At 67.2% G+C, this 21,470-nt stretch carries 22 protein-coding genes; 13 read left to right on the top strand and 9 right to left on the bottom strand.

Annotation, left to right across the window (positions count from 1 at the left end):
- Positions 1 to 16 precede the first annotated feature (16 nt).
- Positions 17 to 541 (top strand): dihydrofolate reductase family protein, encoded by a 525-nt coding sequence (locus P0086_RS06215; protein WP_112600143.1) that lies wholly within the window; start codon positions 17 to 19, stop codon positions 539 to 541.
- Positions 542 to 707: 166 nt separating this feature from the next.
- Here P0086_RS06215 and P0086_RS06210 read toward each other — a convergent pair whose 3' ends face one another.
- Positions 708 to 1,181 carry a DUF1579 domain-containing protein gene (locus P0086_RS06210; protein ID WP_112611797.1) on the bottom strand — a complete coding sequence of 158 codons (474 nt, stop codon included), beginning with the start codon at positions 1,179 to 1,181 and terminating at the stop codon, positions 708 to 710.
- A 134-nt stretch (positions 1,182 to 1,315) separates the two neighbouring features.
- Between P0086_RS06210 and P0086_RS06205 the strand changes: the two genes are divergently transcribed.
- The 3 genes from P0086_RS06205 (at position 1,316) to P0086_RS06195 (ending at position 5,423) form a co-directional block, all read left to right on the top strand.
- The gene (locus tag P0086_RS06205) at positions 1,316 to 1,762 is read left to right on the top strand and encodes a MarR family winged helix-turn-helix transcriptional regulator (RefSeq protein ID WP_275783624.1); all 447 of its coding nucleotides are present in this window, start codon (positions 1,316 to 1,318) and stop codon (positions 1,760 to 1,762) included.
- A gap of 129 nt (positions 1,763 to 1,891) precedes the next feature.
- Complete coding sequence (locus P0086_RS06200; RefSeq protein ID WP_148191815.1) at positions 1,892 to 2,902, top strand: ligase-associated DNA damage response exonuclease; 1,011 nt, start codon at positions 1,892 to 1,894, stop codon at positions 2,900 to 2,902.
- A gap of 892 nt (positions 2,903 to 3,794) precedes the next feature.
- The gene (locus P0086_RS06195) at positions 3,795 to 5,423 is read left to right on the top strand and encodes a cisplatin damage response ATP-dependent DNA ligase (RefSeq protein ID WP_112616893.1); all 1,629 of its coding nucleotides are present in this window, start codon (positions 3,795 to 3,797) and stop codon (positions 5,421 to 5,423) included.
- A 34-nt stretch (positions 5,424 to 5,457) separates the two neighbouring features.
- On the opposite strand, the gene P0086_RS06190 is transcribed toward P0086_RS06195, so the two are convergent.
- Entirely contained in the window at positions 5,458 to 5,826 is a 369-nt protein-coding gene (locus P0086_RS06190; RefSeq protein ID WP_275783619.1) for a nuclear transport factor 2 family protein, read from the bottom strand.
- A gap of 162 nt (positions 5,827 to 5,988) precedes the next feature.
- On the opposite strand from P0086_RS06190, the gene P0086_RS06185 reads away from it, so the two are divergent.
- From P0086_RS06185 to P0086_RS06175, 3 genes are all read left to right on the top strand, one after another.
- Positions 5,989 to 6,843: a nickel-binding protein gene (locus P0086_RS06185; RefSeq protein ID WP_275783617.1), complete on the top strand. Its 855-nt coding sequence runs from the start codon at positions 5,989 to 5,991 to the stop codon at positions 6,841 to 6,843.
- A 188-nt stretch (positions 6,844 to 7,031) separates the two neighbouring features.
- Positions 7,032 to 8,474, top strand: coding sequence for an amidohydrolase family protein (locus tag P0086_RS06180; protein ID WP_275783615.1), 1,443 nt, complete (start codon positions 7,032 to 7,034; stop codon positions 8,472 to 8,474).
- Between the two features lie 162 nt (positions 8,475 to 8,636).
- Positions 8,637 to 9,677 carry a trypsin-like peptidase domain-containing protein gene (locus P0086_RS06175; protein WP_275783612.1) on the top strand — a complete coding sequence of 347 codons (1,041 nt, stop codon included), beginning with the start codon at positions 8,637 to 8,639 and terminating at the stop codon, positions 9,675 to 9,677.
- A gap of 48 nt (positions 9,678 to 9,725) precedes the next feature.
- Here the strand turns inward: P0086_RS06175 and P0086_RS06170 are convergent, their stop codons facing one another.
- The gene (locus P0086_RS06170; RefSeq protein WP_275783609.1) at positions 9,726 to 10,565 is read right to left on the bottom strand and encodes a methyltransferase domain-containing protein; all 840 of its coding nucleotides are present in this window, start codon (positions 10,563 to 10,565) and stop codon (positions 9,726 to 9,728) included.
- Positions 10,566 to 10,792: 227 nt separating this feature from the next.
- Between P0086_RS06170 and P0086_RS06165 the strand changes: the two genes are divergently transcribed.
- Positions 10,793 to 11,581 (top strand): L,D-transpeptidase family protein, encoded by a 789-nt coding sequence (locus P0086_RS06165; RefSeq protein WP_275783606.1) that lies wholly within the window; start codon positions 10,793 to 10,795, stop codon positions 11,579 to 11,581.
- A gap of 75 nt (positions 11,582 to 11,656) precedes the next feature.
- On the opposite strand, the gene P0086_RS06160 is transcribed toward P0086_RS06165, so the two are convergent.
- From P0086_RS06160 to P0086_RS06150, 3 genes are read right to left on the bottom strand one after another with little or no spacing between them, the layout of a single operon-like run.
- Positions 11,657 to 12,034 carry a response regulator gene (locus P0086_RS06160; protein ID WP_112599398.1) on the bottom strand — a complete coding sequence of 126 codons (378 nt, stop codon included), beginning with the start codon at positions 12,032 to 12,034 and terminating at the stop codon, positions 11,657 to 11,659.
- 1 nt (position 12,035) lies between these two features.
- The gene (locus P0086_RS06155; RefSeq protein WP_275783602.1) at positions 12,036 to 13,961 is read right to left on the bottom strand and encodes a PAS domain-containing sensor histidine kinase; all 1,926 of its coding nucleotides are present in this window, start codon (positions 13,959 to 13,961) and stop codon (positions 12,036 to 12,038) included.
- Positions 13,962 to 14,006: 45 nt separating this feature from the next.
- Positions 14,007 to 14,519, bottom strand: a complete 513-nt coding sequence (locus tag P0086_RS06150; protein WP_275783599.1) for a MarR family transcriptional regulator — start codon at positions 14,517 to 14,519, stop codon at positions 14,007 to 14,009.
- Positions 14,520 to 14,628: 109 nt separating this feature from the next.
- Here P0086_RS06150 and P0086_RS06145 point away from each other — a divergent pair, with 109 nt between their 5' ends.
- The gene (locus tag P0086_RS06145; protein WP_112599401.1) at positions 14,629 to 15,051 is read left to right on the top strand and encodes an organic hydroperoxide resistance protein; all 423 of its coding nucleotides are present in this window, start codon (positions 14,629 to 14,631) and stop codon (positions 15,049 to 15,051) included.
- Positions 15,052 to 15,371: 320 nt separating this feature from the next.
- A complete protein-coding gene (locus P0086_RS06140) occupies positions 15,372 to 16,052 on the top strand; it encodes a hypothetical protein (protein ID WP_275783595.1) in 681 nt (226 codons plus the stop codon).
- Here P0086_RS06140 and P0086_RS06135 read toward each other — a convergent pair.
- Positions 16,049 to 16,549 (bottom strand): DUF488 domain-containing protein, encoded by a 501-nt coding sequence (locus P0086_RS06135; protein ID WP_112616431.1) that lies wholly within the window; start codon positions 16,547 to 16,549, stop codon positions 16,049 to 16,051. The genes P0086_RS06140 and P0086_RS06135 overlap by 4 nt on opposite strands.
- 182 nt (positions 16,550 to 16,731) lie before the next feature.
- Here P0086_RS06135 and P0086_RS06130 point away from each other — a divergent pair, with 182 nt between their 5' ends.
- Together P0086_RS06130 and P0086_RS06125 are read left to right on the top strand one after the other, a co-directional pair.
- Positions 16,732 to 17,127 (top strand): MbcA/ParS/Xre antitoxin family protein, encoded by a 396-nt coding sequence (locus tag P0086_RS06130; RefSeq protein ID WP_275783591.1) that lies wholly within the window; start codon positions 16,732 to 16,734, stop codon positions 17,125 to 17,127.
- Positions 17,087 to 17,845 (top strand): RES family NAD+ phosphorylase, encoded by a 759-nt coding sequence (locus P0086_RS06125; protein ID WP_275783588.1) that lies wholly within the window; start codon positions 17,087 to 17,089, stop codon positions 17,843 to 17,845. The genes P0086_RS06130 and P0086_RS06125 overlap by 41 nt, the downstream gene beginning before the upstream one ends.
- A 104-nt stretch (positions 17,846 to 17,949) precedes the next feature.
- On the opposite strand, the gene P0086_RS06120 is transcribed toward P0086_RS06125, so the two are convergent.
- Complete coding sequence (locus P0086_RS06120; RefSeq protein WP_148180342.1) at positions 17,950 to 18,849, bottom strand: LysR family transcriptional regulator; 900 nt, start codon at positions 18,847 to 18,849, stop codon at positions 17,950 to 17,952.
- Positions 18,850 to 18,969: 120 nt separating this feature from the next.
- Between P0086_RS06120 and P0086_RS06115 the strand changes: the two genes are divergently transcribed.
- A complete protein-coding gene (locus P0086_RS06115) occupies positions 18,970 to 19,734 on the top strand; it encodes an SDR family oxidoreductase (protein WP_275783584.1) in 765 nt (254 codons plus the stop codon).
- A 150-nt stretch (positions 19,735 to 19,884) separates the two neighbouring features.
- Here the strand turns inward: P0086_RS06115 and P0086_RS06110 are convergent, their stop codons facing one another.
- Positions 19,885 to 21,462 (bottom strand): ABC-F family ATP-binding cassette domain-containing protein, encoded by a 1,578-nt coding sequence (locus tag P0086_RS06110; RefSeq protein WP_275783581.1) that lies wholly within the window; start codon positions 21,460 to 21,462, stop codon positions 19,885 to 19,887.
- Positions 21,463 to 21,470 lie beyond the last annotated feature (8 nt).

Below are 21,470 nucleotides of genomic sequence, written 5' to 3'. Positions count from 1 at the left end.
AACAAGGAGGTTTCTCATGGCTCGAATTCTGGGGTACATCGCTGCGAGTCTCGACGGACGAATTGTCTCTGGAGATGGATCGCTAGAATGGCTCTATAAATACGATGACATGAACCTCGCAGAACATGATTACCGAGTGTTTCTGAAGCGCATTCGGACAATTGTCATGGGTCGCGGCACATACGACTTCATCGCCAATGAGCAATCCCCTTGGGCCTATTCTGATCAGCGAGTGATTGTGGTTACCTCCCGGCCTCTTGGTAATCCAAAAGGCCCGCTTGAGGTCCGCACGGATATTGATGCGCTGATATCAGAGCTTCGCGCGTCTGATGACGGCGATGTCTGGATGCTGGGTGGAGGGCAGTTACAAATGGCGTTCATCGAACGCGGAGCGCTGGACGAAATAGAGATATATGTAATCCCGGAAATCCTCGGGAGCGGCCAGCCTCTGTTCCCGCTTACGGGCTTTCGAGCTAGTCCCACTTTGCTCAGTGCAAAAGCCATCGACAAAGGCTGTGTTAGACTCCATTACAAGATGTGATGCCAGTTGCGCAGGCAGTGCGGTCCTTGGGCGAGTAGAAAGGCCGGAGCGAACCGCAAGGTCCAACACTCTGAACTTCGACGTCCACTCTTGGCGCGGAGCGGACGTAGCTGCCTCCGCCTCTTCCGCCAGCGCTTCCTCGCCTCTTTCTTTGAGCCGGCCGCGCCTATCCCCGCCGCCAGTAGTGCATCTCCATCATCTTCTCCCAGCCCTTGCCCGGCTTGTTGACGAGCGCGGTCAAGGTGCGGTGATGGTCGTCGATGAAGGTGATGATGTCCTGGTAGGGCAGGGTCTTGCCCTCGTTCTCGAAATCCGGCCCCTCGCTGTGCAGCGTCAGCACGTTGCCGGTCGGCTCCAGGATCCCGTCATAGTGCCACAGATGCGTCATCATCGAACCGATCCAGGTGCCGATGTAGCGGTCGCGCCTCGGATCGTAGCCGAGCGTCATGATCGTCTCCGCCGGGTCGCCGTCCGGCATCAGCCCGCGGCCCTCGCAGGAGACCCAGAGGCCGCCGACCCGGCGCACCTCTTCCGTCCAGGTCGTCTCCTTCGGCGGCGCCATGATCGCCTCGTGCGAGACGTCCCAGGTTCCCACCAGCCGCTCCAGCCAGCGATGCTGCGTCGTGATCTCTGCGTGCATGTCGGCCTCCCGCTCCGTGTCGCCCATTGTCGTCCCATGGAAACTTGGACGCAATGGCCGTCCGTCAAGGGCGGGGGAGGGCCCAGGAGATGGAAAGCGCTTGACAAGACTAGGTTGATATCAACAGTAAAGGCATGACCGTGAATGCCGACGTTTCCCACGACATGACGCTGCACGTGCGCGATCACTGCCTCTGCCTGCACGCGCAGCGGGCGGCCCGCGCGCTGGCCCGCCGCTTCGACGACGCCCTTCGCCCGCTCGGCCTGACCAACGGCCAGTTCTCGCTGATGATGGCGCTCAACCGGCCCAAGCCGCCGCCGATGGGGCCGGTGGCAGCGCTGCTCGCCATGGACCGCACGACGCTGACGGCAGCCGTCAAGCCGCTGTCGCGCCGCGGCCTCGTGCTCGTCCTGCCCGATCCGCGCGACCGCCGCGGCCGCCGGCTGGCGCTGACCGAAGAGGGCAGGGGCCTGCTCGCCCGCGCATTGCCGGTCTGGGTCGAGACGCATGCGGCGGTCGAGGCCGGCCTCGCCGGCATCGACGCCGACGCGCTGCGCGCCGGACTGAAGGCGCTCTCCTGATTGCGGCAGGCCGGCAGCCGCAGCCTCGCTGCCGGGATCGTCGCCTGCTCGCCCGCCGGCCGCATCCTGCGTCCGGCAAATCGTCGCCGGCTCTGGCGGGACGCGCGAATCCGCCTATCTTCTCGAGCGATGAAGCCAGACCAGTTGCTCTATCCGGCGCCCGCCGGCCTCTATTGCCCCTCCGGCGACTTCTACGTCGACCCGATGCGGCCGGTCGCCCGCGCGCTGATCACCCACGGCCATTCCGATCACGCCCGCGCCGGCCATGGCGCGGTGCTGGCGACGCGCGAGACGCTGGACATCATGGCGATCCGCTACGGGCCGGACTTCTGCGGCAGCGCGCAGGCAGCAGGCTTCGGCGAGACGATCGACCTTGCCGGCACGACGGTCTCCTTCCATCCGGCCGGCCACGTGCTCGGCTCGGCGCAGATCGCCATTGCCGCGAACGGCACCCGTTTCTGCGTCTCCGGCGACTACAAGCGCAGCCCCGACCCCACCTGCACGCCCTACGAGCCGGTCGCCTGCGACGTCTTCATCACCGAGGCGACCTTCGGGCTGCCGGTGTTCCACCATCCCGATCCGAAGGGCGAGATCGGCAGGCTGCTCACCTCGCTGAAGCAGTTTCCCGAGCGCAGCCACCTGATCGGCGCCTATTCGCTCGGCAAGGCGCAGCGGGTGATCCGTCTGCTCCGCGACTGCGGCTACGACCGGCCGATCTACATCCACGGCTCGCTGGCGAAACTCTGCGACTACTACGTCTTCCGCGGCATCGATCTCGGCGAGCTGCGGCCGGCGACGCTGGAAAAGGGCGATCCGACCGATTTTTCCGGCGCCGTCATCGTCGGCCCGCCCTCGGCCTTCGGCGAGCGCTGGGCGCGCCGCTTCCCCGAACCGCTGGTCGCCTTTGCGTCCGGCTGGATGATGGTGCGCCAGCGGGCGAAACAGGGCGGCGTCGAGCTGCCGCTCGTCATCTCCGACCATTGCGACTGGCCGGAGCTGACCGAGACCATCCGCGAACTCGCGCCGGCCGAGGTCTGGGTCACCCACGGTCGCGAGGAGGCGCTGGTCCGCTGGTGCGAACTCGCAGGCATCCCCGCCCGCCCGCTGCACCTGGTCGGCTACGAGGACGAGGGAGATTGATAGGGATGCAGGCTCGCTCCGGCGCAACGGATACCTTCAACAGGGTAGCGGCCCCCGCGTCCGCTTTCCCCGCCCGCGGGAGGCCCGCCGCCCCGGCGCGCCCTTTCCTCGCTTGCGGGGAGAGGGCCAGGGTGAGGGGCAATCCTCGCCGCACCTGCATCGGTCGGTGGCCAGCCTCTGCCGCCGCGTCCACCCGCCGCCCCTCATCCGCCTGCCGGCACCTTCTCCCCGCAGGCGGGGAGAAGGGCACAAGCCGCCCCGCCTCCGCCCGGACATCCGCGCACGGCAGAACTTCCGCTCCGCGCTCCCGGATCTCCGACTGGATTGTGCCCACCGCAACTGCCATCGCGCCCCCTCTCCCCGCCTGCGGGGAGAGGGCCAGGGTGAGGGGCAATCCGCGCCGCACCTGCACCGGTCGGTGGACAGGTGCTGCCGCCGCCTCCGCCCGCCGCCCCTCATCCGCCTGCCGGCACCTTCTCCCCGCGGGCGGGGAGAAGGGCGCAAACCGCACCGCCTCCGCCCGGACATCCGCGCACGACAGGACTTCCGCTCTGCGCTCCCGCCTCTCCGACTGGATTGTGCCCACCGCAATGGCCCCCGCGTCCCCTCTCCCCGCCTGCGGGGAGAGGGCCAGGGTGAGGGGCAATTCGCGCCGCGCGGGCATCGGCCGGTGGCCAGCCTCTGCCGCCGCGTCCGCCCTCCGCCCCTCATCCGCCTGCCGGCACCTTCTCCCCGCAGGCGGGGAGAAGGGCGCAAGCCGCACGGCCTTCGCCCGGACATCCGCGCACGGCAGGACTTCCGCTCCGCGCTCCCCGCTCCGCCGGCGCCAGCCGCGCCCCCGCCCCTTGCGGGGAGGGGTTGGGGAGGCGACTTTCTGCACGGCGGTGGTCCCATGAAAGCCTTCGCCGATCTCCTCGACCGCCTCGTGCTCACGCCGTCGCGCAACGGCAAGCTGAAGCTGCTCGCCGACTATTTCCGCGATACGCCCGATCCCGACCGCGGCTACGGGCTGGCGGCTATCGCCGGCACGCTGGATCTGAAGAGCGTCAAGCCGGCGCTCTTGCGCGATCTCGTGCTGGAGCGGATGGACGAGGTGCTGTTCCGCTATTCGTACGACTATGTCGGCGACCTCGCCGAGACGATCGCGCTCGTCTGGGACCAGGAGCGGAAGGAGCGGATCGACGACGCCGGCCAGCCGCGCCTGTCTGCCGTCGTCACCCGCATGAACGCGCTCGGCCGCACTGAGGTGCGCGGCGCCGTCCGCGACCTGCTCGATCGGCTCGACCCCTCCGCCCGCTTCGCCTTCATCAAGCTCGCGACCGGCGCCCTGCGCATCGGCGTCTCGGCAAGGCTCGCCAAGCAGGCGCTGGCCGACTTCTCCGGCCGCGACGTCACCGAGATCGAGACGCTGTGGCACGGGCTGGAGCCGCCCTACGAGCCGCTGTTTTCCTGGCTGGAGGGCCGGGCGGAACGGCCGGTGCTGGCGACGCCGGCGATCTTCCACTCCGTCATGCTCGCCCATCCGGTGGGCGAGGGCGATCTCGACGGGCTCGATCCCGCCGACTTCGCCGCCGAGTGGAAATGGGACGGCATCCGCGTCCAGCTGTCGGCGGCGGGCTCCACCCGCAGGCTCTACTCCCGCTCCGGCGACGACATCTCCGCAGCCTTCCCCGACATTCTCGAGGCCATGACCTTCGCGGGCGTGATCGACGGCGAACTGCTGGTCGGCGGCACGGCCCGCTCGAACAGCCGGACGCGGACCTTCTCCGACCTGCAGCAGCGGCTGAACCGCAAGACGGTCACCGCCCGCATGCTGGAGGACTACCCCGCCTTCGTGCGCGCCTACGACATCCTCTTCGAAGGCGAGCGGGACGTCCGCCCGGAGACCTTCGTCGATCGCCGCGCGCGCCTGTCGGCGCTGGTGGACGCCGCCCCGCACGACCGCTTCGACCTCTCGCCGCTGGTGCCCTTCGCAAGCTGGGCCGAGCTGGAACGCCTGCGCGCCGACCCGCCCGACCCGGTGATCGAGGGGGTGATGATCAAGCGGCTCGACAGCGTCTACCAGGCCGGTCGGCTGAAGGGGCCGTGGTTCAAGTGGAAGCGCGATCCCTACAATGTCGATGCCGTCCTGATGTATGCCCAGCGCGGCCACGGCAAGCGCTCCAGCTACTATTCCGACTTCACCTTCGGCGTCTGGACGGCGGGGCCGGAGGGCGACATGCTGGTGCCGGTCGGCAAGGCCTATTTCGGCTTCACCGACGCCGAGCTGGAGGTGCTCGACCGCTTCGTGCGCAACAACACCGTCGAGCGTTTCGGCCCGGTCCGCGCCGTGCGCGCCGAGCCGGATTTCGGCTTCGTCGTCGAGGTCGCCTTCGAGGGCATCAACCGCTCCACCCGCCACAAGTCCGGCGTCGCCATGCGCTTCCCCCGCATCGCCCGCCTGCGCGACGACAAGCAGCCGCGCGACGCCGACCGGCTGGAGACGCTGATGGCGATGGTGGAGGCGAAGGAGGCGGGGTAGGGGGCCTCGGGGCGGCGCCGATGCGCCGCTTGCTTCAGGTGATCTCGGTGGCGGTATAGGCGAGATTGCGCCAGCGTTCGCCCTCGCGCGTCCAGACGGAGAGAAACCGCGCCGCGTAGTCGAATTCCACGTCCCGGTTGCGGCCGCGGGCCCGCCAGCGCCCGACCGCAACCGCGGTGTCGCCGGCAAGGCGCACCTCGATCTCGTCGACCTCCGCCGACTGCCAGGCCCTTTCGCCGGAGCGGAAGGCGGCGATCACGTCCGCCTTGCCCTCATGCGCGCCGTCCGGCTGCAGCAGCAGGAAGTCGGGGTGGTAGAGCGCCTCCAGCACACCGGCGTCGAGCGTCCGGTGCGCATCGGCGATCGCCTGTTCGAGCGCGGTGATCTCCTGCTTATTCGTCATGGTCGTCTCTCCATGGTTGCAAGGTCTATCGCCCCGGCACGCGATCCCGCAACCGCGCGCCCCGCTCCGGTCTTGCCAATCGTCAGGAATGGACGATCAGGCGGCTCTGGCGTAGACTTCGCCGCGGCGAGAGGTGGTTGCGATCCGTTCGGGAGATTGCGGATGCCGATATTCATGGACAGGCATGATCTGCCGGGGGCGACGGCGGCGGAAGTCGCCGAGGCGCACCTGAAGGACCTCAGCATCCAGGACCAGTACGGCGTCAAGTTCCTCACCTACTGGTTCGACCATCGCAATGGCCGCACCTTCTGCCTCATCGACGCGCCCGATGCTGCGACCGCCGAATGCGTCCACCGCGAGGCGCACGGCTACCTCGCGAGCGAGGTCGTCGAGGTGTCGCTGTCGGCGGTCGAGGCCTTTCTCGGCCGGATCGACGACCTGGATCCGACGCCGGCCAATGTCGAGGGCCGGGATGCCGGCCACCGGGCGGTGCTCTTCACCGACATCGTCGGCTCGACGGAGATGACCTCCCGCCTCGGCGACCGCATGGCGACCGAACTGGTGCGGGCGCACGATTCGATGGTCCGCCGCTGCCTCGGCCGCGCCAGCGGCCGCGAGGTCAAGCACACCGGCGACGGCATCATGGCCGCCTTCACCTCGTCGCCCGCAGCCGTCGACTGCGCGGTCGACATCCAGCGCGAGTTCCGCCACTTCAACGCCGACAGTCCCGAGCAGATCCACGTGCGCATCGGGCTCGACTGCGGCGAGCCGGTCGAGGACAGCAACGACCTGTTCGGCGCCACCGTGCAGACAGCGGCACGGCTCTGCTCGGCCGCGAGCGTCGACCAGATCCTCGTCTCCGAGAACGTCTTCCACGAATATGGCGAGGCCGAGAGCCGCGCCCAGATCTTCGCCCGCGCCGGCCGCTTCCGCCTGAAAGGCTTCGCCAAGCCCATCCTCGCCTATCAGTGCGCCTGGGCGGGGGGACGGCAGCAGGTGAGGGGCAGTAGGCAGTAGGCAGTAGGCAAGAGGCGATGGCGGGCTGCGCGGCCCAGGGCGCTTGCACTTCGCCGAAGCTGCTGCTTATCTTCTACTCGCTACTCGCTACTCGCTACTCGCTACTCGCTACTCGCTACTCGCTACTCGCTACTGCCTACTGCCTACTGCCCACCACCACCGCCCACCACCTGCACGAGGGGGATGGAATGCTGCGTCTCGGGGAAAAATACCGGCACCTGGTCCATGGCGGCGGCTGCGGCTGCCAGTCGCTGCAGGTGCAGCAGGCTTCACTCAGGCTGGAACGGCTGACCCGCCGCGCCCTGCTCGCCGGCATCGGCGCCACGCTCGTGGCCGGCACGCAACGGCCGGCGCTGGCCCAGGCCGCCGACCCGCCGCCGAAGCTCCTGTTCCGCCAGGCGCGGCTCTTCGACGGCAGGGCCGCGAGCGCCGGCGCCGACCGGCAGGTGCTGGTCGAAGGCGATCGGATCGCAGCGATCGACGGGGCGAACAATCCGCCGCCGGACGGCGCGACGGTGATCGACTGCGGCGGCCGGCTGCTGATGCCCGGCATGATCGACGCGCACTGGCACACGCTCTTTGCCGCCGTGCCGGCGCAGGTCGCCGTCACCGGCGATCCCGGCCTGATCTACACGGCGTCCACGGCGGAGGCCGAGCGTACGCTGTTGCGCGGCTTCACCACCGTGCGTGACCTGGGCGGCCCGGTCTTCACCTTCAAGCAGGCGATCGACACCGGCATCATCGCCGGCCCGCGCATCTATCCCTCCGGCGCCTTCATCACCACCTCCGGCGGCCATGGCGACCTGCGCATGCTGACGGAGATCCCGCGCAAGGCCGGAGAGCTCAGCATCATGGAACAGGCGGGCGGCTCGATGATCGCCGACAGCCTCGGCGAGGTGCAGCTGCGCGTGCGCGAGCAGCTGCTGCAGGGGGCCTCGCAGATCAAGATGATGGGCGGCGGCGGCGTGTCCTCGCCGCGCAGCCCGCTCGACATGACCAGCTTCAGCGAGGAGGACCTTGCGGCCGCCGTCGCCGTCGCCCGCGACTGGAACACCTACGTGACCGTGCACGCCTACGCGCCGCAGACGGTCCGGCGGGCGATCGCGGCGGGTGCCGCCTGCATCGAGCATGCCCACCTGATGGACGAGGAGACGGCCCAGCAGATGGCCGAGAAGGGCATCTGGCTCAGCACCCAGCCGTTCCAGTCGACCGGGGATTCCGCGCCGCTCACCGGACCGTCCGCGGTCCGCTTCGGACAGGTCATCGCCGGCACGCCCGTCATCTACGGCCTCGCCCGCAAGCACGGCATCAAGGTCGCCTGGGGCTCCGACATGCTGTTCTCGCCGACGATAACGGCGCGTCAGAGCGTCATGCTGACGCATCTGTCCGAATGGTATTCCAACGCCGACATCCTCAAGGCGGTCACCTCGACCAATGCCGAGCTCCTCGCGCTCTCCGGTCCGCGAAACCCCTATGCCGCCAAGCTCGGCATCGTCGAGCCCGGCGCCTTCGCCGACCTCCTGCTCGTCGACGGCAACCCGCTGGAAAACATCGCCCTCCTGGAAAACCCCGAAAAGAACCTCGCCGTCGTCATGAAGGGCGGACGGATCCACAAGAACACGCTGGGCTGAGGGGCGGCGGAGCGGCTGCCACCCCGGCGATGTCGAAGCGCAGAATTGCTCTTCCTCACCCTTTTACTCCCTTTAGCGGAATTGAATTTGCGTTTGTACAGATTTATAGTTTCGCGCCCGAGTATATCTTGTTGATATTTACAGGAGATTTGGGGGTGCGACATGGAAAAAATTACTATATTGACGGATGCACAAGGGGTTAAATACAGACTTTGTGACGATGGCACAGTAAAGCGCCTCGAAGAGAAGGAAATCGCCCATTCCGGGCAGCAACGCCCGCTGTCGGGGGAAGCTCTCTGGGGTCGCGGCGTCAGCGCCAGCGAAGAGGTGCCCGAAAAGCTACGGCGCGAATTCGACGAGAAGTTTGCGCTGGTCAGCGCGGAACTCAGGACGATCAGGCGCGACCAGGAAATACCAAATGAACCGCTGCTGCCCAATCGCCCGCCATGGGTCGATGCGACCTTTCGACCAAGGCGTGCCATGCGTGCGCCGGAGCGGCGGGTCTCGCACCGTGACGTGGCGCTGGATCCGCTGGTCGTGTGGGGCGGCGAAGATCGAAAGACCTATTTCGACACATCCTATCCGTGGGGTTGTATCTGCCGGGTCATCGCGTCTGATGGAAGGCCCGGGTCGGGTGTCATTGTCGGGCCGCGCCATGTCCTGACCGCCAGCCACGTCATCAACTGGGCAGACGTGTCGACCACGGTCGAGGTGCACCGGGCCGGACGGTTTGTCGCCGCGACCGCGCAGGCCATTCGTGTCTGGGCTTTCGAGAAGGTCGGCGAAGTCGGCTATACGAACGTCGACGACGACTATGCTCTCATCGTCACCAATACCCGCATCGGCGACCGGTTTGGTTGGATGGGCTGCCGCACCTATGATTCCGGCTGGGATGGGGAGAACCATTGGTTCAACATAGGCTATCCCGGGTCCTTCGGCGGCTCCACGCCGACTTGGCAGAATGAGCAGAACCTCGACGAAGACGAATGGGACTATGGAGAGGGACGCGCCATGACGACCTCTGCCGACGTGACACGCGGCAATTCGGGTGGTCCGATGTTCGCTTTCTGGGACGACGGCCCCTATGTCGTTGCCGTCGTTTCGGCCGAGGGCGTCATTTTTGCTTCGGGAACAGAGAACTGGTGCGCCGGCGGCTCGAACCTGACGCGGCTGGTGAATTTCGCCAGGTCGGCCGATCCCTGAAGCCGCCGCCTGCCATCTGAGGCAGCGGCCGAGGGCGCCTGGTCGCCGCTAGGCCTCGGCGCGCGAGAACCAGACGTCGTCATAGATCGCCACCGCCGTCTCGTCGGGGGCGCCGTCCCGCGTCAGCCGGATCGAGCGGACGGCGGCGGCGTCGGGAACGCTCGGCATCTTCCGGCAGGCGGTGGCGTCCGATGCGCCGATGCAGGGGATGAAGGTGGCGCGCATCAGCGGGCGGACGGCATGGCCGGCCGCGGTGCGCGTCACCAAGAGCGCGAGCCCCACCCGGTCGGTCGGCTGCCAGGGAAAGATCAGCCGCGCCCCGGGCTTGAGCGCGTCGAGCCAGCGGACCGGCGGCGCCACGACGCCGGCATTCACATAGATCAGGTCGGCCGGCGGCAGCGGCAGCGTCGTGGCGTCGCCCTGGATCACTTCGACGCCCTCGAACGGCCGCAGGTTTTCTATCGCGCGCGCCACGAGGTCCGCCTCGACCTCGTAGGCATGGACCTGTCCGTTCGGCAGCACCAGCATCGAGAGCAGGGCGGTATAGTAGCCGGTGCCGGCGCCGACATGGACGACCGTCTCGCCGGCGGCCGGCGCGGCCGCCCCCAGCCAGGCCGCGTGCAGAAAGGGCTCGCCGTTGTTGATGCCCTTCGCCGCGTCGAGGGCGACGAGCACGTTCTGGTAGAGGAAGGCGGGATCGGCGCTCGGCGTTTCCAGATAGCGGCGCCCGGCCTTGATCTGCCACGGTCCCGGCCCGAGAAAGGCCTCCCGCGGCACGGCCTCGAAGATCCGCTCCAGCCGCTCGTCGACGGCGTTGCTGGCCGCCGCCATCATCCTGGCGTGAAAGGTCCGGATCTCGTCGAGGGTCGAACGGCGGATGGCGGTCACGGGCGGGCTCCGAAATGGCGTCTGCGTCGGGCGAAGGATCATGGAAATCCGCCCTGCCGGCAAGGGCCACATCTTGAATGGGCAGGGCAGGGCCGGCGCAAGCCACGCGCCAGCCGGCCCTGCCACAATTGCGGCACGGTAACGACGTTATCTCGACGGAAGGGATTCGCCTCTATCGTCCGTCCTGCCCCGCGTCTTTCGGACTTCATGGAATTGCGTCGCTGATCATGGCCTCAGAACTCACTCTCTCCCGCCGCCGGTTCCTTCGGCTTTCCGGGCTCGCCGCGGCCACGGGCCTTGCCGGCTGCACGTCGTCGATGAACACCGACCGGTTCCGCTGGCAGACCGATCCCGTCTATCGCAATCCGGCGCTGGAGGGCGTGCCGGGACCGCATCTGGAGGGGCGCGATCCCGACCAGGGGCCCTACGAGGAGGCGATGCTGCCGACCGGCATCCCGGATCTCGACCCGGCCTATGCCGGCATGTACGACACCCGCATCGACGGCGGCTTCACCATTCCGCAGGTCCCCTACCGCCAGATCGACGCGCGCTTCCTGCGCCACGAGGTGGAGGATCCGTTCGGCGAGGCGCCGGGCACGATCATCGTCGACACCGCCAACCGCTACCTCTACCTCACCATGTCCGGCGGCCGGGCGATGCGCTACGGCGTCGGCATCGGCCGCGAGGGCTTCGCCTGGGACGGCCGCGGCGTCATCCAGTGGAAACAGGCCTGGCCGCGCTGGACCCCGCCCGACAGCATGGTGGCCCGCCAGCCGGAGCTGACGAAATACTCCGCCCGCAACGGCGGCATGGCGCCCGGCCTGTCCAATCCGCTCGGCGCGCGCGCGCTCTACATCTTCCAGAACGGCCAGGACACGCTCTACCGCCTGCACGGCACCCCGGAGTGGAAATCGATCGGCCGCGCCGTCTCCTCCGGCTGCGTGCGCATGCTCAACCAGGACGTCATCGACCTCTACAGCCGCGTCCCGAACGGCTCGCCGATCGTCGTGCTGTAACGGCGGGCGGCGCGTCCGCGCCGGATACCGTGCGCCGCCGCAGCCGCAGCGCCGGCTGCTCGCCTCCGCCCCGCCTCAGGCCTCCAGAAGCTCCTGCATATGCCGCAGGTGCTCGATCGTCAGCGGCTTCTCCAGGTAGCTCTTGACGAAGGGATGGCGCATCGCCCGCTCGCGGTCGGAGCCGAGTTGCGAGCTGGTCAGCATGGCGACGACGGGCGCGTGGTGGGCAAAGGCGGTGGCATAGTGCTCCAGGAACTCGAAGCCGTTCATGATCGGCATGTTGATGTCGAGGATGATCGCGTCCGGCGTCTCGCTCTCCAGCACGCTCAGCGCCTCGGTGCCGTCGTGCGCCTTCAGGATGCGGATCGCCGGGTCGAACTTGCGGATCGTGTATTCGCAGATGAACTGGTCGTTCTCGTCGTCGTCGACCACCAGGATGGTGCTCAGCTTCATGTCATTCCCCGTTCGGCAGCTCGACGATGAAGCGGCTGCCCTTGTCCTTCGCTTCGTATCTCACCGCTCCGCCGAGCGACTCGGCGCTTTTCTTCATGATGTACAGGCCGAGGCCGCTGCCGAAGGATCGGCTCGGATGAAGGCGCTTGAACATGCGGAACAGAAGCGGCCGCTTCTCCTCCGGTACGCCGATCCCGTTGTCCTCCACCACGAAGCGGATCGTGCCGCCATGCTCCTCCAGACGGACGTCGACCCGCGGATCCGGCTCCTGAGGATCATGGTACTTGATCGCGTTGGAGAGGAGGTTGCCGACGATGACCTCGAATTTCGACGGCTTGCTCACGATTGTCAATTCCGGCGGGATATGGTTGGCGATCCGGACGCGCCCGTCCTCTTCCAGCGTGGCGAGGCTGTCGGCCTGGTTCTGCACGACGTCGAAGGGCGAGAACCTCTGGTCCTCCTCCTCCATCAGCCGGTCGCGGGTGAGCACGATGATGTTCTGGATCAGCTGGTCGAGCCGGGTGAAGTTGCGCTCCATCCGCTCCAGCGCCCCGGACAGCGCGTCGTATTCCCCGTTCTCCAGCAGTTCGCGCGAAATGTTGAGAAGGCCGATGGAGGAGGCGATCGGCGAGCGCAGGTCGTGCGAGGTGCGATAGGCGAACTCCTCCAGCTCCGCATTGGCCGCTAGGAGCTGTCGCTCGAAATGCTTGCGTTCGGATATGTCGCGGATGATGGCGGTGTAGACGGTGCCCTCGGCAAGTTCGACCTTGGCCACGGACAGCTCGACCGGGAAGATGCGCCCGTCCTTGCGCTGCCCGTCCATCTCGCCGCCGGTGACGACGCATCCGGCAGACGCCGCCCCGCCGTGATCGCTCCCGGCCGCCTCTCCGCCGCCTGCGGGCCGCCCGGGCAGGAGCAGCCGGATCGGCCGGCCGACGACGTCCGCCGGCGCGTGGCCGAAGATGCGCTGGCAGGCCGGATTGGCCGAAAGGATGGTGCCGTTGGCGCTGACCGTCAGGATGCCGTCGACGGCGTTGTTGATGATCGCTGCCAGCCGGTCCTGGCTCTCGCTGAGGTGGCTGGCGCTCTCCCGGTAGCGGCGCGAGTTCCAGTAGGAATAGGCGACGAGCCCCGCATAGATGAGCCCGGACAGCAGGATCAGGTCGAGCAGGGTGCCGGCGATCGAGGAGATGCCCTCGCGGTCGATCGCGAAGGGCAGCCGCGTCGCCTGCGCGCTGACCTTCAGATAGGCGAGTGTCAGCAGGATCAGGTAGGTGGCGACGCCGAGCGAGGCGGCGATCGCCATGCGCTGGTAGCCGGCCGGCCGGGCGCCGACGAACAGGATCCCGACCCCGAGCGCCAGAAAGCAGGTCGCGCTCTGCACCGACATGCGCGTGTGGACGATCCAGTCGTGCGCGGTGTCGAAATCGATGAGGTAGCCGACCAGCGAGGTCGCGGCGATCGCCACGGCGGCGTAGCTGCAGACGATCTGGACGATGTCGCTGCCGCCGCGGAGCGCCCGCCGCATCAGCGCGAGGCTGATCAGGATGAAGCAGAGCGCCGTGTTCGGCGCGATCCGCCCCGGCACGCTGGTGCCGATGTCGGTGAAGGGGTCGTACAGCAGCCGGTCGATGCCGAGATCGACCCCGAACACATGCTGCGCCAGCGCGATCACTCCGTAGACGAAGACGGGAAGGGCTGCGAGGAACGGTAGGGTGCGATAGCCGGACAGGGCGGCCACGAACGCGCCGCCGAGCAGGGTGAAGGCGAGTGCGGCGTTGAACTTCATGCCGAAGATCTCGGGATGCCGGGCGGCGAACTCCACCGGCTCGGCCAGCCAGAAGACGATCATGCCGACGCCGACGATGATGCACCACAGGCCCGCCGAGAACCCGGTCAGCCGCCATTGCCGGTCGTCGCGCTGCATTCGGCTTCCCTCTCTTTCGACGAATGGCAGTCTAGCCGAGAGCGCCTACTTGGCCAGCACGTTTTCCGGCTGTCCGGCAGGGTCGGGGTCGTGCCGGGCGCGCAGATTCTCCGCGAGCGCCTTGAGCGCGGTGCCGAGGGCGCCGAGTTCCTCGGCCGAGCAGCCGGACGCCTTGCCGATCTCCATCAGGATCCCGTGCGCCGAAGCCTTCATCTCCTTGCCCTTGCCGGTCAGCGTGATCAGCACCTGCCGCTCATCGGCGCGGTCGCGGGTGCGGGCGATGTAGCCGCTCGCCTCCAGCCGCTTCAGGAGCGGCGACAGCGTGCCGGAATCGAGGTGGAGCGCCTCTCCGAGCGCCTTGACGGTCCGGGCGTCGTCTTGCCAGAGCGACAGCAGCACCAGATACTGCGGATAGGTGAGGCCGTGCGGCTCGAGCAGCGGCTTGTAGGTGCGGTTGAACGCATGCGCCGCCGAATAGATGGCGAAACAGAGCTGGCGGTCGAGCGCCAGCATCGCGTCGTCTTTGGGAATGTTCGGGATCGAGCCTTTGTCTGCCATGGCGCATCGTCGCAGGAATTGTCCGGAAATGCAACGCGCGAAATCATATTGCGCACAATTGAATTTTGCGCTATACAATATCCATCAACACAACCCAAGGAGACCTGACATGCCCATTCTCTACACCACCAAGGCATCTGCCACCGGCGGCCGCGCCGGCCATGGCGCCAGCGAAGACGGCGTGCTCGACGTCACCCTGACGGTGCCGAAGGAACTCGGCGGCGACGGTGCCCGCGGCACCAATCCCGAGCAGCTCTTCGCCACCGGCTATTCCGCCTGCTTCCTCGGCGCGCTGAAGTTCGTCGCCGGCAAGGAGAAGGTAAAGATCCCCGATGAAGCCCGGGTGACAGCGACGGTCGGCATCGGCCCGCGCGAGGATGGCGGCGGCTTCGGCATCGAGGCCGCCCTGCAGGTCTCCGTTCCCGGCGTCGACAAGGCGGTGGTCGAGGACCTCGTCAGGAAGGCCCACGTCGTCTGCCCCTACAGCCACGCCACCCGCGGCAACCTCGACGTCAAGACCACCGTCGCCTGAAAGTTCGACTGAAACGTCGCCGGAGTCCGGGCTGCAGAGCCCGGACTCCCACGGCCCACAGCCTCCCGACCGAGCGCCCGGTGCGTCAGCCCCGGGCGCATGTTTCGCCCACTAGTTGCAATTGCTTCGAATCACTACGATTATATCGAGGTCGAGAGTTCGTCTTTCCTTTACGGTCTCCGGCGGGGGAGGAAATGTCCGTATTCGATGCTCGAATCCTAATCCTATGTAAGACATATCCTTCTCCGAGTGGAAAATACACGGAAACGTCCTGCGTCGCAGGGATGGAAGCCTCGGGTAGTCTGGTTAGATTGTTCCCAGTGCCATTTCGCCTCATCACGAAAGATCAACAATTCAAGAAATGGCAGTGGATCAAAGCAAAGGTGGAAAAGGCTCGAAGTGACCATCGGCCGGAGAGCTACAACATCAAAATTGATACGATCGAGATCGGTGAAGTTGTACCGACGACACGGGAGTGGGCGGATAGGCGTCGCTTGCTTGGACAAATAAGACTGTTCGACCATTTCGATGAAATTGAAGCTGAACAGAAGGCGGGTCGATTGTCACTGGCGCTTCTGAAACCCACACGCGTCGTCAGCCTCGATATTGTTCCTGTTGCTGATCCCAATTGGACCGCAGAAGAGCTCGCGAAGCTCGAACGGGAACAACAGAGCGGGCTATTTGATACGAGTGACAAGCCTGCCACTCAGATGCTCGAAAAATTGCCGTTTGATTTTTACTATAGATATGAATGTGGTAGCTCTTCCAACCGCAAGCAATTTCGGCACAAACTTGTAGATTGGGAAGTCGGAGCACTGTTTCGAACGTGCAGCGCGAGATATGGGAATAGCTGGGAGACTCCTTTCAGGAAGAAACTGGAGGACGTTATCCCCGCAGCCGACCTTATGCTGCTTATGGGCAATCAACACCGTTTTCAAAATCAGTGGCTGATAATCAGTTTGATATACCCACCTCATCAGAAGCAAAAAGAACTCTTCTAGGCGACCACAGTGTTGCGAATTGCCAACCTGTCCTTGTTGCGAAAGTACCGCGCCGGATCATCGGCATATAAATGCAGCATCTGGTAGCCAAACGCACCCATCCGCTCGCCCACGATATTTCTATGACAAGTCTTCGGATCTCGTTCGAAGCAAAGTAAACAGATGGACTTGTATTCCGCATCTGCCGCCAGCTTCGCCACAGCCGATGTCGCCTGGGGCTGATCTACGTGTGTTGAATATATTGCCCTGAATCGGTCGTAGTCGCCAGCCTTGGCTGCCTCCCTGCCAGCTCTCGGATCTCCCAGTTCTGGCAATGGGATATATAGAATTCCTGCCTCTTCAAGATGTTTTCGTAGGGCATTTTTGGAGAAGCCCTTCTTGCGAGATAGCGGAACTGCACGAACGTCTGCTATGGCATCGATGCCGACAGCTTCAAGCGTTTGGACAAATCGATTGATATCAGTGCCTTCGTAGCCAATCGTGTAAATTGTCTTCATGATGGCTCCTTTCGACGCGAACTTATCAGCTTTGCCGTAGCCGCGCTGACCTCATAGTGCATGGTCGTGGGCAATTCCAGCAGTTCGAGGATGGTTGAGAGCAAGTTGCAACAGTGTCCTATGCTGTCTCTTTTCATGCGGAATAATTGCGCTATATTATTTCCATAGAAAGGAGCATTCCCATGCCCAGCCTGTCGGCAAACCCGAACCCAGACACCCGCGACGAGACCCGGGCCGAGGCGGTCGTCACCCGGGCGGCGGTGCGGGCGGCCGAGGCGCTGGGGATGACGGCGCGGGTGCTATCGGCGGTGCTCGGCGTCTCCGAGGCGAGCGTCTCGCGCATGCGCCGCCAGGATTTCCGGCTGGAGCGCGGCAGCAAGCCGTTCGAGCTCGCCGTGCTGTTCATCCGCCTGTTCCGCTCGCTGGATGCGATCACCGGCGGCGACGAGGCGGTGGCGCGCGCCTGGCTCGTGGCGGACAACCGCGCCCTCGGCGGCCGCCCGCTCGAGCGCATCACCTCCATTTCCGGGCTGGTCGATGTCCTTGCCTACCTGGACGCCCGCCGCGCTCTCGTCTGAGGCGCGCGCCTATGCCGGCGCCGTCTGGCGGCTGGTCGAGGCGCAGCATCGCGTCTCGACGCTGAAGCTCGTCGATACGCTGGACGAGCAGGCCCTGCTGGAGGAACTGCTGGAGGAGAGCAAGCCGGTCCTGCCGCCGGAATGCGCGGGCCTCGACTACCTGCTGGCGACCCCCTTCCGCTACGGTGCCGTCTACCCGCACGGCTCCCGCTTCCGCAGGGCAGGGCGCACCGCAGGGGTCTTCTATGCCGCCGAGGCGGTGACGACGGCACTCGCCGAGATGGCCTTCTACCGGCTGCTGTTCTACGCTGAATCGCCCGCCACGCCCTTTCCGGCGAATGCCGCCGATTTCACCGCCTTCTCCGCCGCGGTCGAGACGGAAGCCGCGCTCGACCTGACGCGCCCGCCGCTCGACCGCGATAGCGCAAGCTGGACGCACCTGACCGACTACGCCGCCTGCCAGGCGCTGGCCGAGGCCGCGCGGACCGCCGGAATCGCTGCGATCCGTTATGCCTCCGTGCGCGATCCCGGGCGGGGGGCGAACCTCGCCGTCCTCGTTCCCGCCGCCTTCGCGGCGCCCCGGCCGCTGGAACGCCAGACCTGGCGCATCCGCCTGTCGGCCTTCGGCGTGCAGGCGATCTGCGAGTTCCCGCCGGCGCGGCTGCAGTTCGGCCCCGCCGATTTCGCCGCCGACCCGCGGCTGGCCCGAAAGGGGTAGGCGACCCCGAACGGCGGATCGGGTGGCCGCGTCGCCGTGCGCCGTCCGCGCCTTCCGCTTCGCGCGCGCTCCCTTGCTGCCGCGAGCCGCCGCCGCCGCCTCTGCTAGCGATCCCAGTAGGGCGGGTTTCCGAAGGCGGTGCGCAGGTGGTCGGCGACGGCGCGCAGCTTGGCGGACGGATTTCGCCCCTGCGGATGGGCCATGTAGATGAACTCCGGCTCCGGCTTGTGGTCGATCTCGATCTCCTGCAGCAGCCCCTCCCGGATCGCCGGCCCGGCGATGAAGGCCGGCAGCAGTGCGATCCCGAGGCCGGCGACCGCGGCATCGCGCAGCATGTCGCCGTTGTTCATGCCGAGCGCCAGCCTGGCGCGGACGATGGCGGCGCCGTTCGCCGTCTGGAACCGCCAGTCCGCCACGCCGCGATTGGTGTAGAAGATGCCGCGATGGTTCTCCAGCTCCTGCAGCGTGCGGGGAACGCCGAAGCGCGCCAGATAATCCGCCGAGGCCGACAGCAGCCGCCGGCTCGGCGCCAGTTTCCAGGCGACGAGCCGGCTGTCGGCGATCGGCCCGTTGCGGATCACCGCATCATAGCCGTCGGAGGCGGCGTCCACGCGCCGGTCGTCGATGTCGAGCGTCAGCTCCAGCTCGGGATGGTCGCGCAGGAACGGGTAGAGCGCCGGTCCGAGATGCATCCGGCCGAAGGTGACCGGGGCTGCGATCCTGAGCGGCCCGGCCAGCGTTCCGCGCCGTTCCGACATGTCGGCCGCGGCGTCCTCGATCTCGCGCGTGATGCGGCGGGCGCGCTCCAGGAACGCCGCGCCGTCCTCCGTCAGCGTCAGCCTTCGCGTCGTCCGGTGCAAGAGGAGGCCGCCGAGCGCCTTCTCCAGCTCCGCCAGCCTTTCGCTCACCACCGATTTCGACAGCCGCAGCCGCCGGGCCGCCTCGCTGATCGAGCCGCCCTCGACGATGGCCACGAAGGCCGCGATCGCTTCCGTCCTGATCATCGTTCGGTATTTCCGGATTTCAGTTCCATGATCTGCACACTAATCCGAACGGTGGGAAAATGCCATCTTCCGGTCATCGAAACGGATGGCATCGCGCCATCCTCCAAAGGAGACAGGACCATGAACCGCTTGATCGACAAGGTCGCAATCGTCACCGGCGCGAGCGCCGGCATCGGCCGGGCCACCGCCCGGCTCTTCGCCGAGGAAGGCGCAAGGGTCGTGGTCGGCGCGCGCCGCCGGTCGGAACTCGAAGCGCTGGTGGACGAGATCGAGGCTGCGGGCGGAGAGGCGATCGCCGTTGCCGGCGACGTTCGCTCCGAGGACTACCACAAACTGCTGGTCAGGACCGCCGTCGAGCGCTTCGGCAGGCTGGACATCGCCTTCAACAATGCCGGAACGCTCGGCGAGGCCGGCCCCAGCACCGGCGTCTCGGAGGCGGGCTTTGCCGAAACGCTGGCGATCAACCTGACGTCCGCCTTCCTCGCCGCCAAGCATCAGGTCGCCGCGATGGCCGACAACGGCGGCGGCTCGATCGTCTTCACCTCGACCTTCGTCGGCTACAGCTTCGCCTTCCCCGGCATGGCCGCCTATGCGGCCAGCAAGTCCGGCCTGATCGGGCTGACCCAGGCGCTCGCCGCCGAGTACGGCCCGAAGAACGTCCGCGTCAACGCGATCCTGCCCGGCGCCGTCGATACCGACATGTACCGCGAGGCCAACGATACCGCCGAGAAGCAGGCCTTCGTCACCGCCCTGCATGCGCTCAAGCGCGTGGCGGCCCCGGAAGAAATCGCCCGCTCGGTTCTCTATCTCGCCTCGGACGACGCCAGCTTCGTCTCCGGCACCGCCGCCCTCGTCGACGGCGGCGCCTCGATCACCCGCACCTGACGCCGGGGCCGATCGGGGCGGCGGGCGTCATCGCCGCCCCGCTGGGTTCAAGGGCGCCGGCGCTGGAGACACCGCCGGCCAGGACAATGCCCGCGGCCGGGACATGCCATCGGCCTGGGACCTCGCCGCCGTCCGCGGGCGCGCGGTCCCTCAGTCCGCCCCGGCTTCAGCGAAGAACGCCTCCGCATCCTCGACCTCCACCAGCCGCTTCCGGTCGATCCGCCAGAAGCGGTTGGCGACCGCGCGGACGAAGCTGCGGTCGTGGGAGACGAACAGGCAGGTGGCCTGGTGCGCCATCAGCTCCGTCTCCAGCGCCTCCTGCCCCTCGATGTCGAGATGGTTGGTCGGCTCGTCGAGCAGGTAGAAGTTGGGCTCGGTGAGCCGCAGCACCAGCAGACCGAGCCGCGCCTTCTGGCCGCCGGAGAGCCGGCCGAGCGGCTGGCCCTGCTTCTCGACGGCGATGCCGGCGCCGGCGAGCAGCGCGCGGGCCCGCTGCTCCGACAGCGCGAAGCGGCGCGTGAGGCTCAAGAGCGGCGTATCGGCGTCGGCGAGATCGGCCAGCGCCTGGTCGCCGTAGCCGAGCACCAGCGACGGCGTGGCCTTGATGCCGGCGCCGGTCCCGCCTTCGGCCGATACCCCTTCGGCAGACGCCCCTTTGATCGGCGCGCCTTCCGCCGGCGCCCCCGCGATCGCGCTCCGGAGCGCCTTGACCAGCCGGGTCTTGCCGGCGCCGTTGAGGCCCAGGAGCACGATCCGGTCGCCCTGGCAGATGAACTGCCGCCCGGTCCGGAACAGCAGGCTGCCGTCCGGCGTGGCGATCGCCGCGTCCTCCAGCGTCACCAGCACCTTCGCATGCGTGCCGCGGTTGGCGAGGCGGATCGCGCCGGCGGAGCGTTCGAGATGGGCGGGTTTGGCCGCTTCCTCGAGCTTCTCCGCCCGCTGCTTCAGCTGCTTGGTCTTGACCACCAGCAGGTCGGAGCCGGAGTTGATGCCGATATTGTTCAGCTTCGCCGCCTGCTGGCGCAGCTGTGCCGCCTGCTTCATGTCGCGCTGGTAGCGCCGCTCGTCCGCCGCATCCGCCGCGTCGAGCGCCGCCCGCGCCCGCCCGTAGGGCAGGGCGAAGACGGCCGCGTTCTCCGGGCGCAGGAACAGCGTCGCATTCGTCGTGGCGTCGAGGAAGGCGCGGTCGTGGCTGGCGACCACCACCGCGGTCTCGCGCGGCAGCCCGTTCAAAAAGGCCTCCAGCCGGACGATGCGCGAGAGGTCGAGATGGTTGGTCGGCTCGTCGAGCAGGAGCACGTCCGGCTCGCCGACCGCGCAGCGGGCGATCAGCGCCAGCCGCTGCCAGCCGCCGCTGAGCTCCGACAGCCGCCGCGCGCGCAGCGCCTCCGGCACCTCCATCATCTCCAGCATGACGTCGACGCGCCAGCTCTCGCTGTCGGCCTGGTCTGCCGGCAGGGCCGAAAGCACGGCGGCATGGAAGGTCGCGCCCATCAGCGCGGGCGGGATGTTCTGCTCGACATGGCCGATGGTCAGCCCGCGGGCGCGGATGATCTCGCCCTCGCTGGCCTCCAGCGCGCCGGTGAGGCAGGCCAGGAGCGTCGACTTGCCCCGGCCGTTGGCGGCGACGAGGCCGATGCGGTCGGCGGCGTTGACGGAGAGGTTCAGGCCGGCAAAGAGCGGCGTGCCCAGCGTGACGCCGAGATTGCGGATGGTGATGAGCGACATGGTCGATC

Source organism: Mycoplana sp. MJR14, assembly GCF_029210525.1.
Lineage (GTDB): Bacteria > Pseudomonadota > Alphaproteobacteria > Rhizobiales > Rhizobiaceae > Mycoplana.
The sequence above is the reverse complement of the archived record's forward strand: the minus strand, read 5'-3'. Positions and strand labels throughout refer to the sequence as shown.